This is a genomic window from Bradyrhizobium cosmicum (genome assembly GCF_032290525.1).
GTDB lineage: Bacteria > Pseudomonadota > Alphaproteobacteria > Rhizobiales > Xanthobacteraceae > Bradyrhizobium > Bradyrhizobium cosmicum_A.
In genome coordinates this window covers 359,717-374,728 of the sequence record NZ_JASXTA010000003.1, presented here as the reverse complement: position 1 = coordinate 374,728, position 15,012 = coordinate 359,717, and the positions used below count along the sequence as shown (strand labels likewise).

The 15,012-nt window shown below is 57.6% G+C and carries 14 protein-coding genes and 1 tRNA gene; 8 read left to right on the top strand and 7 right to left on the bottom strand.

Features of this window, described 5'->3' with window-relative positions:
- Positions 1 to 82: 82 nt before the first annotated feature.
- From QSV46_RS07915 to QSV46_RS07895, 5 genes are all read right to left on the bottom strand, one after another.
- Complete coding sequence (locus QSV46_RS07915) at positions 83 to 598, bottom strand: hypothetical protein (RefSeq protein ID WP_314948881.1); 516 nt, start codon at positions 596 to 598, stop codon at positions 83 to 85.
- The gene (locus QSV46_RS07910) at positions 595 to 1,542 is read right to left on the bottom strand and encodes a hypothetical protein (RefSeq protein WP_314948879.1); all 948 of its coding nucleotides are present in this window, start codon (positions 1,540 to 1,542) and stop codon (positions 595 to 597) included. The genes QSV46_RS07915 and QSV46_RS07910 overlap by 4 nt, the downstream gene beginning before the upstream one ends.
- Before the next feature lie 12 nt (positions 1,543 to 1,554).
- Complete coding sequence (locus tag QSV46_RS07905) at positions 1,555 to 2,349, bottom strand: ParB N-terminal domain-containing protein (RefSeq protein ID WP_314948876.1); 795 nt, start codon at positions 2,347 to 2,349, stop codon at positions 1,555 to 1,557.
- A gap of 266 nt (positions 2,350 to 2,615) precedes the next feature.
- Entirely contained in the window at positions 2,616 to 3,182 is a 567-nt protein-coding gene (locus QSV46_RS07900) for a hypothetical protein (protein WP_314948873.1), read from the bottom strand.
- Positions 3,182 to 3,826: a recombinase family protein gene (locus tag QSV46_RS07895; RefSeq protein WP_314948869.1), complete on the bottom strand. Its 645-nt coding sequence runs from the start codon at positions 3,824 to 3,826 to the stop codon at positions 3,182 to 3,184. The genes QSV46_RS07900 and QSV46_RS07895 overlap by 1 nt, the downstream gene beginning before the upstream one ends.
- A 360-nt stretch (positions 3,827 to 4,186) precedes the next feature.
- On the opposite strand from QSV46_RS07895, the gene QSV46_RS07890 reads away from it, so the two are divergent.
- From QSV46_RS07890 to QSV46_RS07865, 6 genes are all read left to right on the top strand, one after another.
- A complete protein-coding gene (locus QSV46_RS07890; protein WP_314948867.1) occupies positions 4,187 to 4,537 on the top strand; it encodes a hypothetical protein in 351 nt (116 codons plus the stop codon).
- Positions 4,538 to 4,722: 185 nt separating this feature from the next.
- Positions 4,723 to 4,893 (top strand): hypothetical protein, encoded by a 171-nt coding sequence (locus QSV46_RS07885; RefSeq protein ID WP_314948863.1) that lies wholly within the window; start codon positions 4,723 to 4,725, stop codon positions 4,891 to 4,893.
- Between the two features lie 360 nt (positions 4,894 to 5,253).
- Positions 5,254 to 7,398 (top strand): AIPR family protein, encoded by a 2,145-nt coding sequence (locus tag QSV46_RS07880; RefSeq protein ID WP_314948861.1) that lies wholly within the window; start codon positions 5,254 to 5,256, stop codon positions 7,396 to 7,398.
- A 321-nt stretch (positions 7,399 to 7,719) separates the two neighbouring features.
- Positions 7,720 to 9,315, top strand: coding sequence for an esterase/lipase family protein (locus QSV46_RS07875; protein WP_314948859.1), 1,596 nt, complete (start codon positions 7,720 to 7,722; stop codon positions 9,313 to 9,315).
- Positions 9,312 to 10,397, top strand: a complete 1,086-nt coding sequence (locus QSV46_RS07870) for a hypothetical protein (RefSeq protein WP_314948856.1) — start codon at positions 9,312 to 9,314, stop codon at positions 10,395 to 10,397. Before QSV46_RS07875 ends, QSV46_RS07870 begins: the two co-directional genes overlap by 4 nt.
- Before the next feature lie 47 nt (positions 10,398 to 10,444).
- Entirely contained in the window at positions 10,445 to 10,855 is a 411-nt protein-coding gene (locus QSV46_RS07865) for a hypothetical protein (RefSeq protein WP_314948853.1), read from the top strand.
- 71 nt (positions 10,856 to 10,926) lie between these two features.
- On the opposite strand, the gene QSV46_RS07860 is transcribed toward QSV46_RS07865, so the two are convergent.
- Together QSV46_RS07860 and QSV46_RS07855 are read right to left on the bottom strand one after the other, a co-directional pair.
- A complete protein-coding gene (locus QSV46_RS07860; protein ID WP_314948850.1) occupies positions 10,927 to 12,552 on the bottom strand; it encodes a site-specific integrase in 1,626 nt (541 codons plus the stop codon).
- Positions 12,553 to 12,632: 80 nt separating this feature from the next.
- Positions 12,633 to 12,707 (bottom strand) — tRNA-Thr (locus tag QSV46_RS07855).
- Between the two features lie 317 nt (positions 12,708 to 13,024).
- Here QSV46_RS07855 and QSV46_RS07850 point away from each other — a divergent pair.
- Both QSV46_RS07850 and QSV46_RS07845 read left to right on the top strand, forming a co-directional pair.
- Positions 13,025 to 13,225: a hypothetical protein gene (locus QSV46_RS07850; RefSeq protein ID WP_314948847.1), complete on the top strand. Its 201-nt coding sequence runs from the start codon at positions 13,025 to 13,027 to the stop codon at positions 13,223 to 13,225.
- 38 nt (positions 13,226 to 13,263) lie between these two features.
- The gene (locus QSV46_RS07845) at positions 13,264 to 14,970 is read left to right on the top strand and encodes an FAD-dependent oxidoreductase (protein ID WP_314949258.1); all 1,707 of its coding nucleotides are present in this window, start codon (positions 13,264 to 13,266) and stop codon (positions 14,968 to 14,970) included.
- Positions 14,971 to 15,012 lie beyond the last annotated feature (42 nt).

Genomic DNA, 15,012 nt, shown 5'->3' with positions numbered 1-15,012 from the left:
TCAGGGTCATTGTAGGGTTCGAACTTGGCAGGGCGTTGGATGCAAGCAACGCCGGCAGCGGCTGCTTTCGAGGAGCGGGACATTACGCTGCCATCTTTACTGTTTGATTGTCATGATCAACCCGACTGACCAACTCCCACACCGCGTCAGCCGCCTTGGCGTAGATGCCTGGGTGGCTCAACTCGGCAATGGCTCTTTCGAGCACAGTCACATTGCGGTAGCGCTTGAAGATCGGAGAGTCGTAGGATAGCGACTTGAGTTCATCGTCGGTCGGTTCAATGGCCCGGATGTTGTCCCATCCCTCCTGCCTGCTCTTAGTCAGCCGCTCGATAGCTACTGTGATCGCGGCCTTGGTCACGTCGGGATCTCTTGCGATCAGCGCGACAATCTTGACGGGGTCAGCACCGGGAACGGGCGGCAAGAGTCTCGCCAGCACTTTCTTCGTCTCCTTGAACGCCGCTGGTGTATAAGAATATTTGCCGCCTCGTCCGCGCTTGTAGCATCGATGCACGATGACGATTTCGTGCAGCCTGAACGCCGCGTTGACGATGGCGATCTCTTCAGGAGAGACGGTGTTGTTGATATTGGTATCGTTCATTTCGGTTGTTCTTCCATGGTTTGGTAGTCTCGCAGTGTGTCTGCGATCATGTCGTCGGTGATCCAATTGGCGGGTAGGGCATCCCTCAAGGCGATGAAGACGCGCTTGCCCACGGCGACACGCACGTAGGGCGTGGGCCTCCATCGATCAGTCACAGGGATGTCAGCGGAGACCTTCTGCATCGGCCCTTCGCTGGCGGGATAACAAGACCGGCTGACCCATTGCGTCGTAGTCCTGATCTTGGTTTCTTGGATGTGCGAACACCACACTGCGGTACGGCCGACAGTGGTGTGCAGTAGTCGCGGCAAGTTGGCCTTCTGGTCCTCGTAGAAGCACCGCGCCCAAACTTCGAGAGTCATGGCTTCTATCAGGAGGCGGTAAGCCAGCCGATCAAAGTCTTGCCGCCGGCTAAGCCAAGCCCATACGATTTGGCTCTTGCCGCTTGTGGTGAGGGACGGGGCTTCGCGTCTGATCTGTGCAGGTTTGAGAGCGTTGGTGACAGGCTCGCGCAGCTTTCTGTTGATCGCTGCCTGTAAGAGCGTCAGCAACCGGCCCGCGTCGTTGCTCTTGCTGGTCTTGTCGAGATAACGGGCGACCGCTCGCCGCGCGGCGTTGCGCTGCTTGCCGCGTGGCATGGGATGCCATGCGTGACCGGATTCCTTTTGTCGCCAGCGGTGGCGGACACAAAGCGAGCCAATGTTCTCGTTCCCAACAGGGGTTGAGCAACCGGAAACGAAGCAGATGCGGCTAGGATCAAGTTGGTTCTTGTAGTCCCGAAGTCGCTCGACGACACGGGCACGACCGGACGGCGAGAGCCGCCGATCTCGTTTTTCTAAGGTGGGTATTTTCGCCTCATAAGTACGGTGTTTTCCTTCTGAAAAGGACTTCGTGTAATGCTGGCCTGTAAAGACTTTACAGCCCAGCCCGTTCGCCCTGTAAAACAAGGGCAATCACGGTTAGAACTCGTCTTGCACCCGCTGGCACGGTCCAGCATCCTCAAGCGCCTTGCCAGCCCGTCCGAGCGCCGTCAGCACCTGTCCACGATGCCAAGGATCTATGAGCGTCTTCGCGATGCTCTCGACCTGAGAGAGATGCTGCAAAGCCTCGTCTAGCCGCCGTTCGCCTGGGTCGGCAAAGTCGCCCTTGGTGGGTGCTGGCGTGGCCTCGCCTCCCATCTGCTTCCAGATTTTTGGGAAGTCCTTCCTCATCCAATTCACGATGGTGGTGTGAGATCGCAGACCATGTAGGTCCGCCGCAATCTCGCGCGACGACTTCGGCCTTCGCTTGCCGAGCTTGGAACAGTGCCAACACCGGCCAGCCTTGACATAGGCTTTGAACACCTCGCGATGTTCCGTTGCCTTCAACGGCTCGCCGTGCGTCATGTTGCTTTCGGCAGAAATCCAACGCGCTTCTTCGTCGGTGGCCTCGATCACCTCAGCCGTCAGCGTGATCCGTCCTGCTCGCCTAGCCGCGGCCGCGCGGTGAAAGCCGACGATCAGTTCAGGGACGAAGTCTTTGCCATCGGCTGTCGAGACCATGCGGACTTTGATCGGCGGGAAGCCGTCAGCCGCTCCGGCGCTGTCCGCCGCTCGCATCGCGTCTGCATAACGGGCGACGGTTGCCGGGATCAGCGTCTTTCTGATCTGGTTGGCCTGTGGCTGGATGAGTTCAGCAAGGTTGACAGGGGTTAGTCCCGGTCTAGCCTCATTCTTTGTTACGTAAGTATCTGCGTCTGCTAGTGTATTTGTCATTTCATTCTCTTATTCTCCCTATCTGTCAGCAAAACCGCCTACAACGGACGCTCACAGGTTGAAAATGGCCTCGGTTCCGTGCCTTCTATCTCCCTGTGCGGAGTGAAAGATTGGGGCAACTTGCTATTCGTAAATGGGAAGCGGCCGCCAGATTGGCAGCGCGAGTCGCTGGCGAGCCAATCCTAAAAACGGCAGGTATACTGCCATGCAATGAACCGCTTCTCAGTGGCCACGGGAGGGCCATACAGAGGCAACAACCCGGACGATCAATCCGCCTTCTTGGGAGACCAGAACACGGGTTTCTTGCGGGACTTCCGGCTACCCATCGGTTTGGCCCGGTTGGCATTGGCCTTGCCGTTCATCGAAAGCCACTGGCTACCAACGCTCGGCTTGCTCGGATCGCGATTTCGATCAACGTAGTGGAACGGGCCATCTAGTTCCCGCTCTAAGGCAAGCAGTTCCTGCTCTTGTGCGGCAATCTGCTCTGGCGTGAGTTGGCGTATCGGCGGCCACTGCTTCTCCCAATCGTACACGGGGCGGTCGCCGTCACCATTCCAGTATCCGACGATCCGTTCCTTTGACCAGCGCCAGTAAGGGTCCGCCGCTTCCAACGCGGCAAGGACGATCTCAATACCGCCATCCCAATCGATCAATTCTCCGTCCAAAGCGGCTTCGAAGTCATGTCGTGCGTAGGCAGAAGCTGTCGCCACGGCACCGGCAGCGGCGGAGTTCAACTCCTCCACAGCCTCGATGTCATCGCCTTCCAGCGTATCGAACTCGGCAAGCTCATCACGGCTCGGCACGTACAGCGCTGGCGGTTTTTTCAGTTTCATTACCCGGATAGCCCTTCCTTGACCTTGTCAGCCTCCGCCAGCCTCTTAGCCGCCCTCGCAATGCTGGTGCGGCTGCATCCGATTATCTCCATTACCTCATTCCATGAGTGTCCAGACGCGATCAGGCGGGCGATACGTGCATTGCGCTCCGTATCCTCAGGGCGTCCCTTGTACTTGCCTTCGGCCTTTGCCCTTGCCTGTCCTTGAGCCTGACGACGGCGGCGGTCCTCATAGTCCTTGCGAGCGACAGCGGCCAGCATGTCGAGCAGCATGTTGTTGATCGCATCGAACAGCCGGCCGGTGAACTCATCACCGTTGCCCGTGGTCATCATCCAAGAGGTTGGCAAGTCCAAGGCAACAACACGCACCTTGCGGGCTGTCAGTTCAGCCTTGAGCCGTTCCCAATCCGCAGCGGTGAGCCGTGACAGGCGGTCAACCTGCTCGACCAGGAGAACGTCACCAGGCGAGGCATCAGCCAACAGCCGGAACAACTCAGGGCGCGACAGAGACGCACCGCTTTCATTCTCGGTGTACCAGCAAGCAATCGACAGACCGCGCTCAGCGGCGAACGCCTTGAGTTGATCCTTGGCGCGGCTGGCGTCCTGCTCATCGGTGGAAGCGCGAAGGTAAGCCCGAACAAACATCCTGAACCCCATTCAGTCCGATTTGAATGGTCCGATTGTGAATGGTCCGTTTTGAATTGTCAATCGGGATTATCGGACCGTCTGTGGACTGGTCCGAATAGAGGATACCCATAACGCACTGCTCAATTGGGGTGCTGTCTGGACGTGATCGCAGGGGCATCGCCAGCGTCCAGCCAACGCAAAGAGGAATGGTTGGCCGGTCCGCTCACCATCGTCGCGCTTGTTCGGCATCGGACCCACTCCGCCACCCCCACGGTAGTGAAGGCCATGAGCGCTTGGCGGAGGCGGACGAGTCGCTGGACTTGTAAGCTCGCAACGCGACCCCACCTCCTTGCGAAGTTAACAATGTTGAGAAGCAGAATGCGAGTCAGTGATCTCGACGTCTCGGCCGCTCCCTATACTCACGGCTCTTTTCTTGTCGGTGGCTACTACGGCCCGCAGCGGGTGATCACCGTGTTGGACCGTGTCGATCTCGATGACTATTTCGAGAGAGGTTGGCCGCACTTGGATGATGCGCAACGCCGGTTGTTGGTCGAGAGCAACAAGGAGATGATCGGCAAGCTAATGCAGAAGAAGTGCGAGGCCGGTGAGTGGCAGGACGAGAGGCTTGCCGGTGGTACGGTCAAGCAGATAGCGATCAGCCGGGCCGATCTGTTTGGCATCGAGCCGCGTCTATCCGACGACTGCATCAAGGGCACTCAACACCGCTGACCCCCACAACGCGCTGGATCGGCCCCACCGGGGGACACGCGGGCCTCACCACCAGCGATTACCCTGTCGGATTTTTTCACAATTTTCAGATCTGAATCGGCGTTGGTGCTGGGGGAGTTTGATGGTCGCGGCCGGTCGAACTGATATGTTGCGACTTCGATTCCGGCGATAGGTAGAGGAATTAGATGGCCCAGCAGACCTGCAAGTGCGGCGCGGTGTATGAAGTGACCTACCACCACACCCCGATCCCCGACACCGACTATGAGGACTGCTCGCATTGTGGAGAGCGGCTGGCGTCTTGGCGCAACGAAACCACATGGCCGGAATACAAGCTCGTCAAGACACCGGATGAGTAGTGTGGCAGCGGGGCGCACTCTCTGGAGGGTAGTCGAAGAGACCCTATGGGGATGGGCCAGCCTCGACCTTAGCGAGTGCTCTCTCGAAAGTGCCGGATTTTCGGCCCGTGTTGCTCGAACGCCACTGATTGCTTCCGCCAGTCTCCGCTGGCGCTTGAACGTTCCTCGCCGGTTTACGAACGCAGCCGTTGTCCTGCGCGGAAGAGGACGGCAACCCTATAGAGGTGTGATCAGCTCGCGTGGTTGGAATAACGACCGTGGGACAAGCAGGATGTTCTAAGGCATCGTAGCCGCGCCATCTTGCTACGACAGACAGAACAGATGACACTGCGTATCGGCGAGAGGTTGGAGACTCTGGGAATGCGAGACAAAGTGCTGTATCCGACGAGACAGAAGGAAAACCTTCTGCGCGGCCTCTTGGATGATTTGAATGAAGCGAAAGATCAAAAAGGACTAACGTACTACGCTGCTTTCCGCGAAGTGGCGCTGTCATGGCTTGGTTACTCGGAGGATCAAGCTCCAATTATCATCGACGGCGCAAATGATCGCGGCTTCGATGCTTATCGCATTAGCCGATCCGAAATTGATCTTTTCCAATTCAAGTCACAGGACTTCCAGAAAAAGTCTTCTTCAATGTCGCTTGGTGCGGACGGGCAGCTCCTGGCCGACATTCCGCGCATTGTTAGCTTTCTGCAATCTGCCGATTTTTCAAAGGAAGCAAAGAACCGCAAGCTCAAGGCATTCGTCGGTCAACTGCAAACTGCTCTGCGATCCGTTCCTGACGAAGAAGTCGTTCTCGTACGGCTCAATCTGATCATTCTTTTCGATGGCCTAACGACGGCAGCCAGAAATGAGCTTGAACTGCATCGAAAGCAGAACGGCATCATCAAAATACTAGGTCGCGACGTAGTGTTAGAGATCGATGTCTACGACGTTGACCGCCTCTTAGCGTCGAAATGGCGTGAGACCAATTCGCAATGGGTCGACGCCACCGGCCAGCACTCAGAGTGGCTTACATTTCATTACCAATCCAGAGGCTCTGCATACATAAACGACAAGACAACGCTCATTCTCTACGTGCGTGCGAGGGATCTGATCGACGCCTATCGGCGGTTCGGCTATCAGATATTCGAAGCGAACGTGCGTTGCGAGATCACGAAGTCTCAAGTCAATGACGCGATACGGCAACAGGTGGCAACAGAAAAGGGCATCGACGAATTTAAGCTGCTTAACAACGGCATAACAATCATCTGTGTGAACAGAAAGCAGCCCAACGGCGGACGTTTGGATGTTATGCAGCCGCAGATCGTGAACGGGCTTCAGACCGTTACCTCTCTTTTTGAGGCATACGATGCTCTCTCTGCCGAGATGCAAGAGTATTTTGACGATAAGTGTTTTGTCTTAGTCCGAATATACGACCAGCAGTCCATCCCGGACGTACCAAAGCTGGTTCGCGCAACAAACAACCAAAACAAAATGGAGCAGCGCAATCTGCGCTCAAACGATCCGGACCAGATATCTTTCGAGAGAGAGTTCGCAAAATTAACATGGTTCTATGAGCGTAAGGATTTCGCATGGACAGCCTTCGAGCGCTCTCCCAATCAATGGACCACTCTAAAGAAGTACAAAGACAGAGATTTCAAGGTTGCTGGCCGTCAAGGTCGCCCAACGATCCGGAGGGTTGACAATCAGGATATCGGCCAACATTGGCTTGCCTTCATTGGGCACGTAGACGACGCTGCTCAGCGTAGGCGACTCATCTTTGACAATGACAAGTATTACGCTCGTATTTTTCAGTCGCGAGTGAGCAAACCAGCATTCGACTATCAGTTCCAATTCAACGATCCGAGAGCCGAAGAGGAAACAGTTCCATCTGCTCCATCTGCAGAAGCCCTTTTGCTAGCCCATCTCACATATCGTTTGGCAAAGGAAAACGTTCTCACGTCAGCCAAGGTTCGAGAAAAGATCATCGCTGACCGGCGATTCGGGAATTTGTCTGATGACGAAATCGATCAACGCCTCACCAAGGACCCCGATTACATCAAGGGTCTCGCCCTATCAGCAGGGACCTTTCTGTTTACTGAGTTGTGTGGGTTTCTGTTTCTCAGAGCGTTCGGGCTCGATCTTTACAGCAAGGCTGCTCTTGTCCTTCTAAATCACACCGATATGGAGCCGATCTATCGCAGTCTCAACTTCGAGACGATAAAGCAGAAGATATCAGGCGAGGAACTGAAGCCTAACGATCTATTCGCGATGCTGTGGCTACTTTTTGAAAACATCGTATTGTCTGAGCTTGCAGAAAGCGACCAATGGCGCAATGCATTCTTCACGGAATCTTCGAAGCCAAGAATCATGTATCGGGAATCTACGCGCAGGCGGCTCTTGGACAGAGTCGTCACCCTCGACGAAATTTCGTCTAAGCGCCCGCTTAATTATCCATTCTCGGTTCATTTCGATAAGCTTGGCATCGTCAATCATATTAAGAGGATCGTGAAGTCTTACTAGATCGCCATTCAAGTTCTTGCGGCACTGACGCGGCGGCGGATTTCGCGTCTGGTGTACTGCAACGCGTAGATGGGGTTGAGCGCGTTCATCGGGTAAGACGTTGCCAATGAGCGCCTTTAGATTAGCCTCCGCATTGGCATAGGTCAGGACGAATCGGTGCCTACTGAGCCACCTGCATTGCTCAGCTAGCGTAATCTATGAGCATGGTGTCCGTCCTGAATGGGCAGCGGCTCCTGACCAAAGGCGTATGCAGACGCCCCTCAACTCGGTTGAATTCGGAGTCCCCCACCACTAACAATACACTTGTGTTGGGGGTGATTCATGACGGGTTTGGTCTTATTTCTGCATGGCATGTTCGGCGACGAGACAAGCTGGCAAGCAGTTCCTGATTTTGTGGCAAAATCTCTGGGCAATGATTTTGAGATTGCGAATAGAGAATATAGCGCGGGCAAGCTCAGCGCAGCGACCCTCGAAGCAAGCGCAGAGCAAATCGTTACCTTCCTTGCGACCAAGTATCCCGACGCTGCTCCAATCTATCTTGTCGGCCATAGTTTCGGCGGTTTGGTTGCGCGGGAGGTTTGTCGGAGACTGTTGGTGGAGGGGCCTGACGATACCTTGCAACGTATCAAGGCTGTCATAACTGCGGGAACTCCGCTGGAGGGAGTGCCCTATGGCAATTGGTTTCTTCGAGGTCTCAGAAGCCTGAATCCAAAACTCGCAGCCCTGGCTGACCCTGATCATCTCTATTCGCAATACCGCCTTGCGATCCGCGAGGCACAAAAGCGAAAGGTGATCAGGCCGAAGCTATTTCATCTTGGACTTGAGGATGACCGCGTCGTTGCCCAGCATATCAAAGACAATTTCACTGATGACGATGATGCTGCTGGTGTTCTGCCCGGTACACATACTGGTTTTGCGAAGGGACGACAGAACGCAGAGTACGTAGCTGACGTTTTAGTCAGCACATTCCGCCGTGTTCAAAACGCCGACAGCGCGAAGCCGCCAGTCGTAGCGGCTGCGCCCGTCGCGACCCCAATGGAATCTACAAGCCAGACGCGCCCTCCCGACCGTCTTATCCTAATCGCGTGTTCACACGCAAAGAAAGAAGGAGGAGGACCTTACTCTGGTGAGCCGCTCCGGTGGGTGCCGGAAGCGTCCATTCGTCAAGACCTCTTGGCCAAGCGCAACTATATCTACTCCGTTCTGCAAGATGGAAAGCTCGTAGACAACTTTGAGAGAGGCGGTAACCGCTCTCACCAGCCTGCGAATGCAAAACTCGTTCATGGCGTTGATCTCGGCGGTGTAGCGGCAAGCGTCGGCGAATATCTTCCAGCTTCCGAGCGCTACTCTGGCCGTATCTATGGGCGGATCACGAATGAAGGTTGGCAGAGCTATTCTAAAAATAGCAGCCAAGTAAAAATTCTGATCATGTCGGGTCTTTACGGGCTGATCGAGCCAGATGAGTTCATTCAAAATTATGATATCCATCTGTCGGACACGCACAAAGACTATGGATTGGATGTCAAATCGCAGTGGCTAGAGTTATATACCAAGGCACTCACCTCTTATGTGAGACATGCATGGAGTGGGGGACGCAGGGTCCGTATCTTCAATCTCCTTTGTGATCATCATTACGTCGATGCGATACGATGGCACAGTCTTCCAAGGGACGCATGTGAGGTCTTCCATTTCACATCCTCGATGTCGTCGGATGTCGCGTTGTTGCCTCCTGCCGGTACGCTAGTGGATTCAATCTTGAAGTCGCCAGATCTTCTGGAGCGCTTTGACCGCGATCAATATGACCACTATCCTCTTACTGACTACGGACAACCTCCAGCGGGCCTTTCGGATTTCAGGTTTGGTTTTGAGTCGAGAGTCGGCCTGAGCAGCCCAAGGTCACGCGGGCGCTTAGAGTGAGCTATCTCAGCAATGTGAGGGTTTGGCTTGGCCAAAGCGTCGATACCAGCAGCATCTGCTCAGACTATCATGAACTCAAATCACTACCATTTCTGACCAGCCTGGGCTGCGCAATTCGCCGCCCATCGCTCCGTAAGACTCACCTGAATGCTGATCTAAGACGGAAGCTGGGGCTAAATGGACCCTTGATGATTGACTCTGGTGGGTTCGCTCTGTCGATGAACCCGTCAGCACGCTGGTCGGTCCGCCATGTTAGTGATGCTATCAACGAGATACCAGCGGATATCTTTGTCTCTCTGGATATTCCACCCCACAAAACCGATAATGCCAAAGACCGAATCCGTAAAATTCGGGAGTCGGTGAGAAACTACGAGCTTCTCTTGGAGCGCTTTCCTCGCAAAGTGATCATGCCGGTCGTGCATGGCCGAACACAGGAGGAAGTCGAATGCTGCACGGCGATGATCGCATCAATTTCGCCTACACCGGCTTGGATCGGCATTGGCGGTGTGGTCCCCTTGCTTCAGAGACGGAGGTTGCTTGCTGAGTGGGGAGCTAGTCCAGAATCTTTCATTGCGATGTGTCTGCGTACGGTACGGCTCCAGTTTCGGCAATCGAGAATCCACGTATTCGGCGCAGGCGGCACCCGGACGTTTCCGGCGATGGTCGCTCTCGGCGCAAACTCTGCAGACTCGATCGGCTGGCGACAAGCAGCAGGGTTTGGCTCCATTTTTTTGCCGCTGAAAAGTCAGCGCATACTCTCGCCGGGCGCAGCCTCGCAAGGGGTCCGCAAGGTCTTGGACCGCGATGACGCCGTGGATTTGATGCGATGTGAGTGCCCGATTTGCATAGAAAGCAACACATTCAGAGGGCGCACGTCCTTGTTCAGAAAGAGCTTCCACAACAGGTCGATCCATAATGCTTGGGTAATCGGAAACCAATTTTTGCGCTGGCCCAAAACGAGAGCAGAGCTATCGTCGCTGGTGCAGGAAGGCGGTCTTGGCGCTCAATGGGCTGTCGCGGTGAAACAGCCGCATAGCAAACGGACAGTTCGCTCAATGGGAATACGCTTGGGCCCGATCTGACGCTTGAACGCTCGTTGTCAAAGGTTCGAAGTACGGAGAGAACATCCATGAGATTCGCTTGCGCGATTCTGGTCATAGCGCTGGCGCAGTCCGCGAATGCGCAGCAACAAGGCACTACTATCACGCTGGCCTGTAACGGAACGGCTAAGCTCACTGCGACAGCCGCCGCAGACATGAAGCCTGACACGGTCACGAACCTTGGCATTATCGTTGATATCGCGGGTCGAACGGTCACGGTCATGGACTATGTCACGCCGATCAGGGGTATCACCGCGACAAACGTCAGTTTCAGTGGTCAGCAGAGCGGGGTCATTTCTGGCGTGAGCTTGAAGCCGTTCACTATCAGCGGGTCGATTGACCGCGTGACAGGTCATACCACCATTGACTGGTCGTACTCCAACGTTGGCGACAACAGCGCTTGGGAGCTTACTTGTCGTCCTGCCACTCGGCTCTTCTGAGGCCCTCCACGGGGAGGTGCGGGCCCCCAGACTGCCAACTAGCGTCACAAAAGCTTGCCAGCTTTTCGGGCCTATGCTGCCTCTGCCCGCTCTACGCCGGTGAGCTTGTATCGCGGGAATGCGGCCATGACCTCCACCCGTTTCTTGACGGTGATGCCCCTGTATTTCTCACCCTGTGTCCGGGCAGCGTGTCCGCAGATCGCATCAATTGTCAGGTCATTCAATCCCGCGTCGTGGCCGTAGGTCTTGAAAGTGTACCGCCATGCGTGGTTGGGCTGAACGCGATCATCAGTTAAGACGCTGCGCACCATGGTATAGACGCGCTTGTATACGCCGTCAGCCGTTCCCGCCGTGTTGCCGTCCTTGCCGACGTCGCAGAATAGGTGTCCCGGTCTCGACTGTTGCACGAACTCAATGAAGCCGGTCGCGATCAGATGCTCATGAACAGGGACATCTCGATAATCGTCAGTCTTAACGTGTCCAGCTTCGGGGTTGACACGGATAACCCATGCGATCCCTTCACGCCTGATGTCTTCCTTGCGCAACTGGATCATCTCAACAACCCGCGCTCCTGAGTAGGCGCAGAGCCATGGCACCCATCGCTTCGCAGCAGTCGTCTTCGGGTTCTCGCGCTTAGTGCCTTGAACCGCCAGCGCGGCATTGAGGATCGCGGCTATTTCATCTTCCAAGAACCACTTCTCGCGTGTGCGCTTCTTTCCGCGACCCGCGATCCTCGCTTCTTTTGCTGGATTGGTTGCCAGCCAGTCCCGCTGCCTGCCCCAACCGAACACCGCCCTTAGCGCTGCGAAATCGGTGTCATTGATGGTCTTCGGCGCAACGCCAGCGGCGCTGCGTTCGTCGCCCCATGCCTGAACCTTCTGCGGAGTGATCCGGCTCAGATCGTCATAAGTCAGCCACTCCTTGAAGCGGAGAACAACGGCCCTCCATCGCCTCGCATCGCGTTGGCGAACGCCTCTTGCCACGGCTGCGGTGTGCCAAGCGTCGGCCAGGGCGGTCAGCGACTTACCCGTCTGACTAATGCCTTGCAGCAGATCAGTCGGCGGTGGAAAGCGGTTGCCGTAGGTGTCAGCCGTGAAATCGCCGTCTGCGTTCCTCGCGAGCTTCTTCACGCCTTCGGTCAGGTCACGGGCAACCGCCTCGATGACCTGCCACCGGCTGTCCTCAGTGGTGAGCACCGCCTCGCGTCTGAGAGTGGCGTCAACGATGCCACCAAACCGATTCTCCACGTCAGCGTCACGTCGTTCGCCGTCATCCTTGAAGATGCCAAGGCGAGCGCCAACGCTGTATTCCCCGCGCTGCGCGGCCTTGTTCTCCTCTGCGACACGTAACCACTGCTGCGATGTCAGACCGGGGTTGTTCTCCAGCCCTTCCGCGAATGCGCGGTAGACGACGCCGGACAGTGCTGAAATCTGCTTGGCCGTAAGCGGCCTTGGCCCTTCACGGAGTGCCTTGAATTGACGCTCCACGTCAGCGGCAATGTCCACGGCCTTCGCCTTCGCAAGAGTGCGATCAGGAGTGCCGGTCGTGATCATGATATGCGTCGCGAACCATCCCTTCGGTCTAGGATGGTTGGGCAGCTTCGCAAGCATCCGCTGAACATCGGCGGGGATCGTGAGGCGATACCACCAATTGTTCGAGCCGTTCCTCTTAGTTAGCGACACGACTTTCAGCACCACTGTGTAACACCCCTGTGTAACAGGAGCGGCGCGAAAATCATAACCGCATCAATACGGTGTTGATCTTTCAGGGGAAGCGGTGGTGCTGCCAGACAGGATTGAACTGTCGACCTCTCCATTACCAATGGAGTGCTCTACCACTGAGCTACGGCAGCATGTGCTGGGACAAGAATCGGCCGCCACGAGGGGCCTACCAAGCGGGCCGATATCTGCCACAAGCCCCCCTCCTGTGCAAGCTTGCAGGTCCGGACAAAACCAGAAAATCGGGGCGATATCAGGCCCAAAATGCCCGGTTGGACGCAATAGGCTGGCTTTCCACGGATTTTGGTTCCGGTTTCCCCAGCCAACTGGCCAGTTGGCCAAGCGACCGGATTCGGTCCATTTCGCGTTTCGCACGATCGGATCGCGCGGGGCCTCTTGAGCTGCCTTATTCTCCGGGCATGTTATCGCCGATCGCTGTAATGGACCCGTGATGGCTGACGACAACGACGAGAACACGAGACAGGAGTCGAAGCGGGCGAAGGCGTCCCGGGACGACCGCCTGAAATCGGCGCTGCGCGAAAACCTGAAGCGGCGGAAGCTGCAGGCGCGCGAACGCGCCGCAAGCGCCGACCCCTCGCAGAATGACGATGGTTCCCTAAATGAGGAGACCGCCGGCAAGACTGGCGATTGAAATCCGGCGAATAGATTTTTGGAGTGCAGGCAGTGGCAATGGGGCAGGACGAGCAGCAACGAACCGATGGTGATCCGCAGATGTCGCGGTTCACGCGCCCCGAGCAAACCTTCCCCGCGCTGACATCCGCGGAAATCGAGCGCATGCGGCAGTTCGGCGAGGTGCGCAGCTATGCCGACGGCGAATTCCTGTTCGAGACCGGCAAGCCGGGGCTGGGCATGTTCGTCGTGTTGAAGGGCCATGTTGCCATCACCCAGCGCGACGGGCTCGGCAATGTCACCCCGTTGATCGACCAGGGGCCGGGGCAGTTTCTGGCCGAGCTCAGCCAGCTCTCCGGCCGGCCCGCGCTGGTCGACGGCCGTGCCGAAGGCGAGGTCGAGACGCTGCTGCTGCCGCCGCACCGCCTGCGCGCGCTGCTTGTCGCCGAGGCCGAGCTCGGCGAGCGCATCATGCGCGCGCTAATCCTGCGCCGGGTCAATCTGCTCCAGGGCGGCGTCGGCGGCGTGGTGCTGATCGGTCCGTCGCATTCGGCCGGCGTGGTGCGATTGCAGGGCTTCCTCACCCGCAACGGCCAGCCGCATCATCTGCTCGATCCCGAGCGCGACCGCGACGCCGCCGACGTCATCGCGCGCTATTCGCCCAAGCCGGAAGACTGGCCGCTCGTCGTCACCCCCGATGGTGCGGTGCTGCGCAATCCCGGCGAGACCGACATTGCGCGCGCGATCGGCATGATCGGCGGCCCCGGTAACGACCGCATCTACGACGTCGCGATCGTCGGCTGCGGACCGGCGGGGCTTGCCACCGCGGTGTATGCGGCCTCGGAAGGGCTGTCGGTCGCCGTGCTCGACACCCGCGCCTTCGGCGGCCAGGCCGGCGCCAGCGCACGCATCGAGAATTATCTGGGCTTTCCGACCGGCATCTCCGGCCAGGCGCTGACCGCGCGCGCCTTCAACCAGGCGCAGAAGTTCGGCGCCGAGATCATGATCCCGGTCACGGCGAAGTCGCTCGACTGCACGCGCACCGACGGCGCGTTTTCGGTGGCGCTCGACGGCGGCGATGCCCTGCGCTCGCGCGCGGTCGTGGTCGCCAGCGGCGCGCGCTATCGCCGGCCGGAGATCGAGAGCCTCGACAAATTCGAGGGCCGCGGCGTCTGGTACTGGGCCTCCCCGGTCGAGGCGAAGCTGTGCGCCGGCGAGGAAGTGGCTTTGGTCGGCGCCGGCAATTCGGCGGGTCAGGCGGCCGTGTTCCTGTCGGGGCACGCCAAGCGCGTGCTGATGATCATCCGCGGCGGCGGCCTGGGCGCCAGCATGTCGCGCTATCTCATCGAGCGCATCGAAGCGACGCCCAACATCGAGCTGCTGTTCAACACCGAGATCTCCGCGCTGGAAGGCGACGAGGCCTCGCTGCTGCGCCGTATCCGCCTGAAGAGCCGGCTGTCGAACGACGAGGAATCGGCCGACATCCGCAATCTGTTTTTGTTCGTCGGTGCCGACCCCGCCACCAACTGGCTCGATGGCTGCGGCATTACGCTCGATCGCGGCGGCTTCGTCGTGACAGGCGCGCAGTCGGAGCAGAACCACGGCCGCCTCGTGGCGCCGCTCGAGACCTCGGTGCCCGGCGTCTACGCCGTCGGCGACGTCCGCTCCGGCTCGGTCAAGCGCGTCGGCGGCGCCATCGGCGAAGGCGCCCAGGTCGTGGCCTCCCTGCACGGCTATCTCGGCGACGCCGCAAAACCGGCGCTTTAGTCAAGCAGAAGACAAGCAGACGGCAAGTCGAATGTGGCTTGC

Excerpts from the sequence above, each read along its gene's own strand:
- QSV46_RS07880 (WP_314948861.1), top strand. The coding sequence starts at position 5,254 with ATGCGAGACAAAGTGCTGTATCCGACGAGACAGAAGGAAAACCTTCTG.
- QSV46_RS07875 (WP_314948859.1), top strand. The coding sequence starts at position 7,720 with ATGACGGGTTTGGTCTTATTTCTGCATGGCATGTTCGGCGACGAGACA.
- QSV46_RS07865 (WP_314948853.1), top strand. The coding sequence starts at position 10,445 with ATGAGATTCGCTTGCGCGATTCTGGTCATAGCGCTGGCGCAGTCCGCG.
- QSV46_RS07915 (WP_314948881.1), bottom strand. The coding sequence starts at position 598 with ATGAACGATACCAATATCAACAACACCGTCTCTCCTGAAGAGATCGCC.
- QSV46_RS07850 (WP_314948847.1), top strand. The coding sequence starts at position 13,025 with ATGGCTGACGACAACGACGAGAACACGAGACAGGAGTCGAAGCGGGCG.
- QSV46_RS07900 (WP_314948873.1), bottom strand. The coding sequence starts at position 3,182 with ATGAAACTGAAAAAACCGCCAGCGCTGTACGTGCCGAGCCGTGATGAG.
- QSV46_RS07895 (WP_314948869.1), bottom strand. The coding sequence starts at position 3,826 with ATGTTTGTTCGGGCTTACCTTCGCGCTTCCACCGATGAGCAGGACGCC.
- QSV46_RS07845 (WP_314949258.1), top strand. The coding sequence starts at position 13,264 with ATGGGGCAGGACGAGCAGCAACGAACCGATGGTGATCCGCAGATGTCG.
- QSV46_RS07885 (WP_314948863.1), top strand. The coding sequence starts at position 4,723 with ATGGCCCAGCAGACCTGCAAGTGCGGCGCGGTGTATGAAGTGACCTAC.
- QSV46_RS07905 (WP_314948876.1), bottom strand. The coding sequence starts at position 2,349 with ATGACAAATACACTAGCAGACGCAGATACTTACGTAACAAAGAATGAG.
- QSV46_RS07890 (WP_314948867.1), top strand. The coding sequence starts at position 4,187 with ATGCGAGTCAGTGATCTCGACGTCTCGGCCGCTCCCTATACTCACGGC.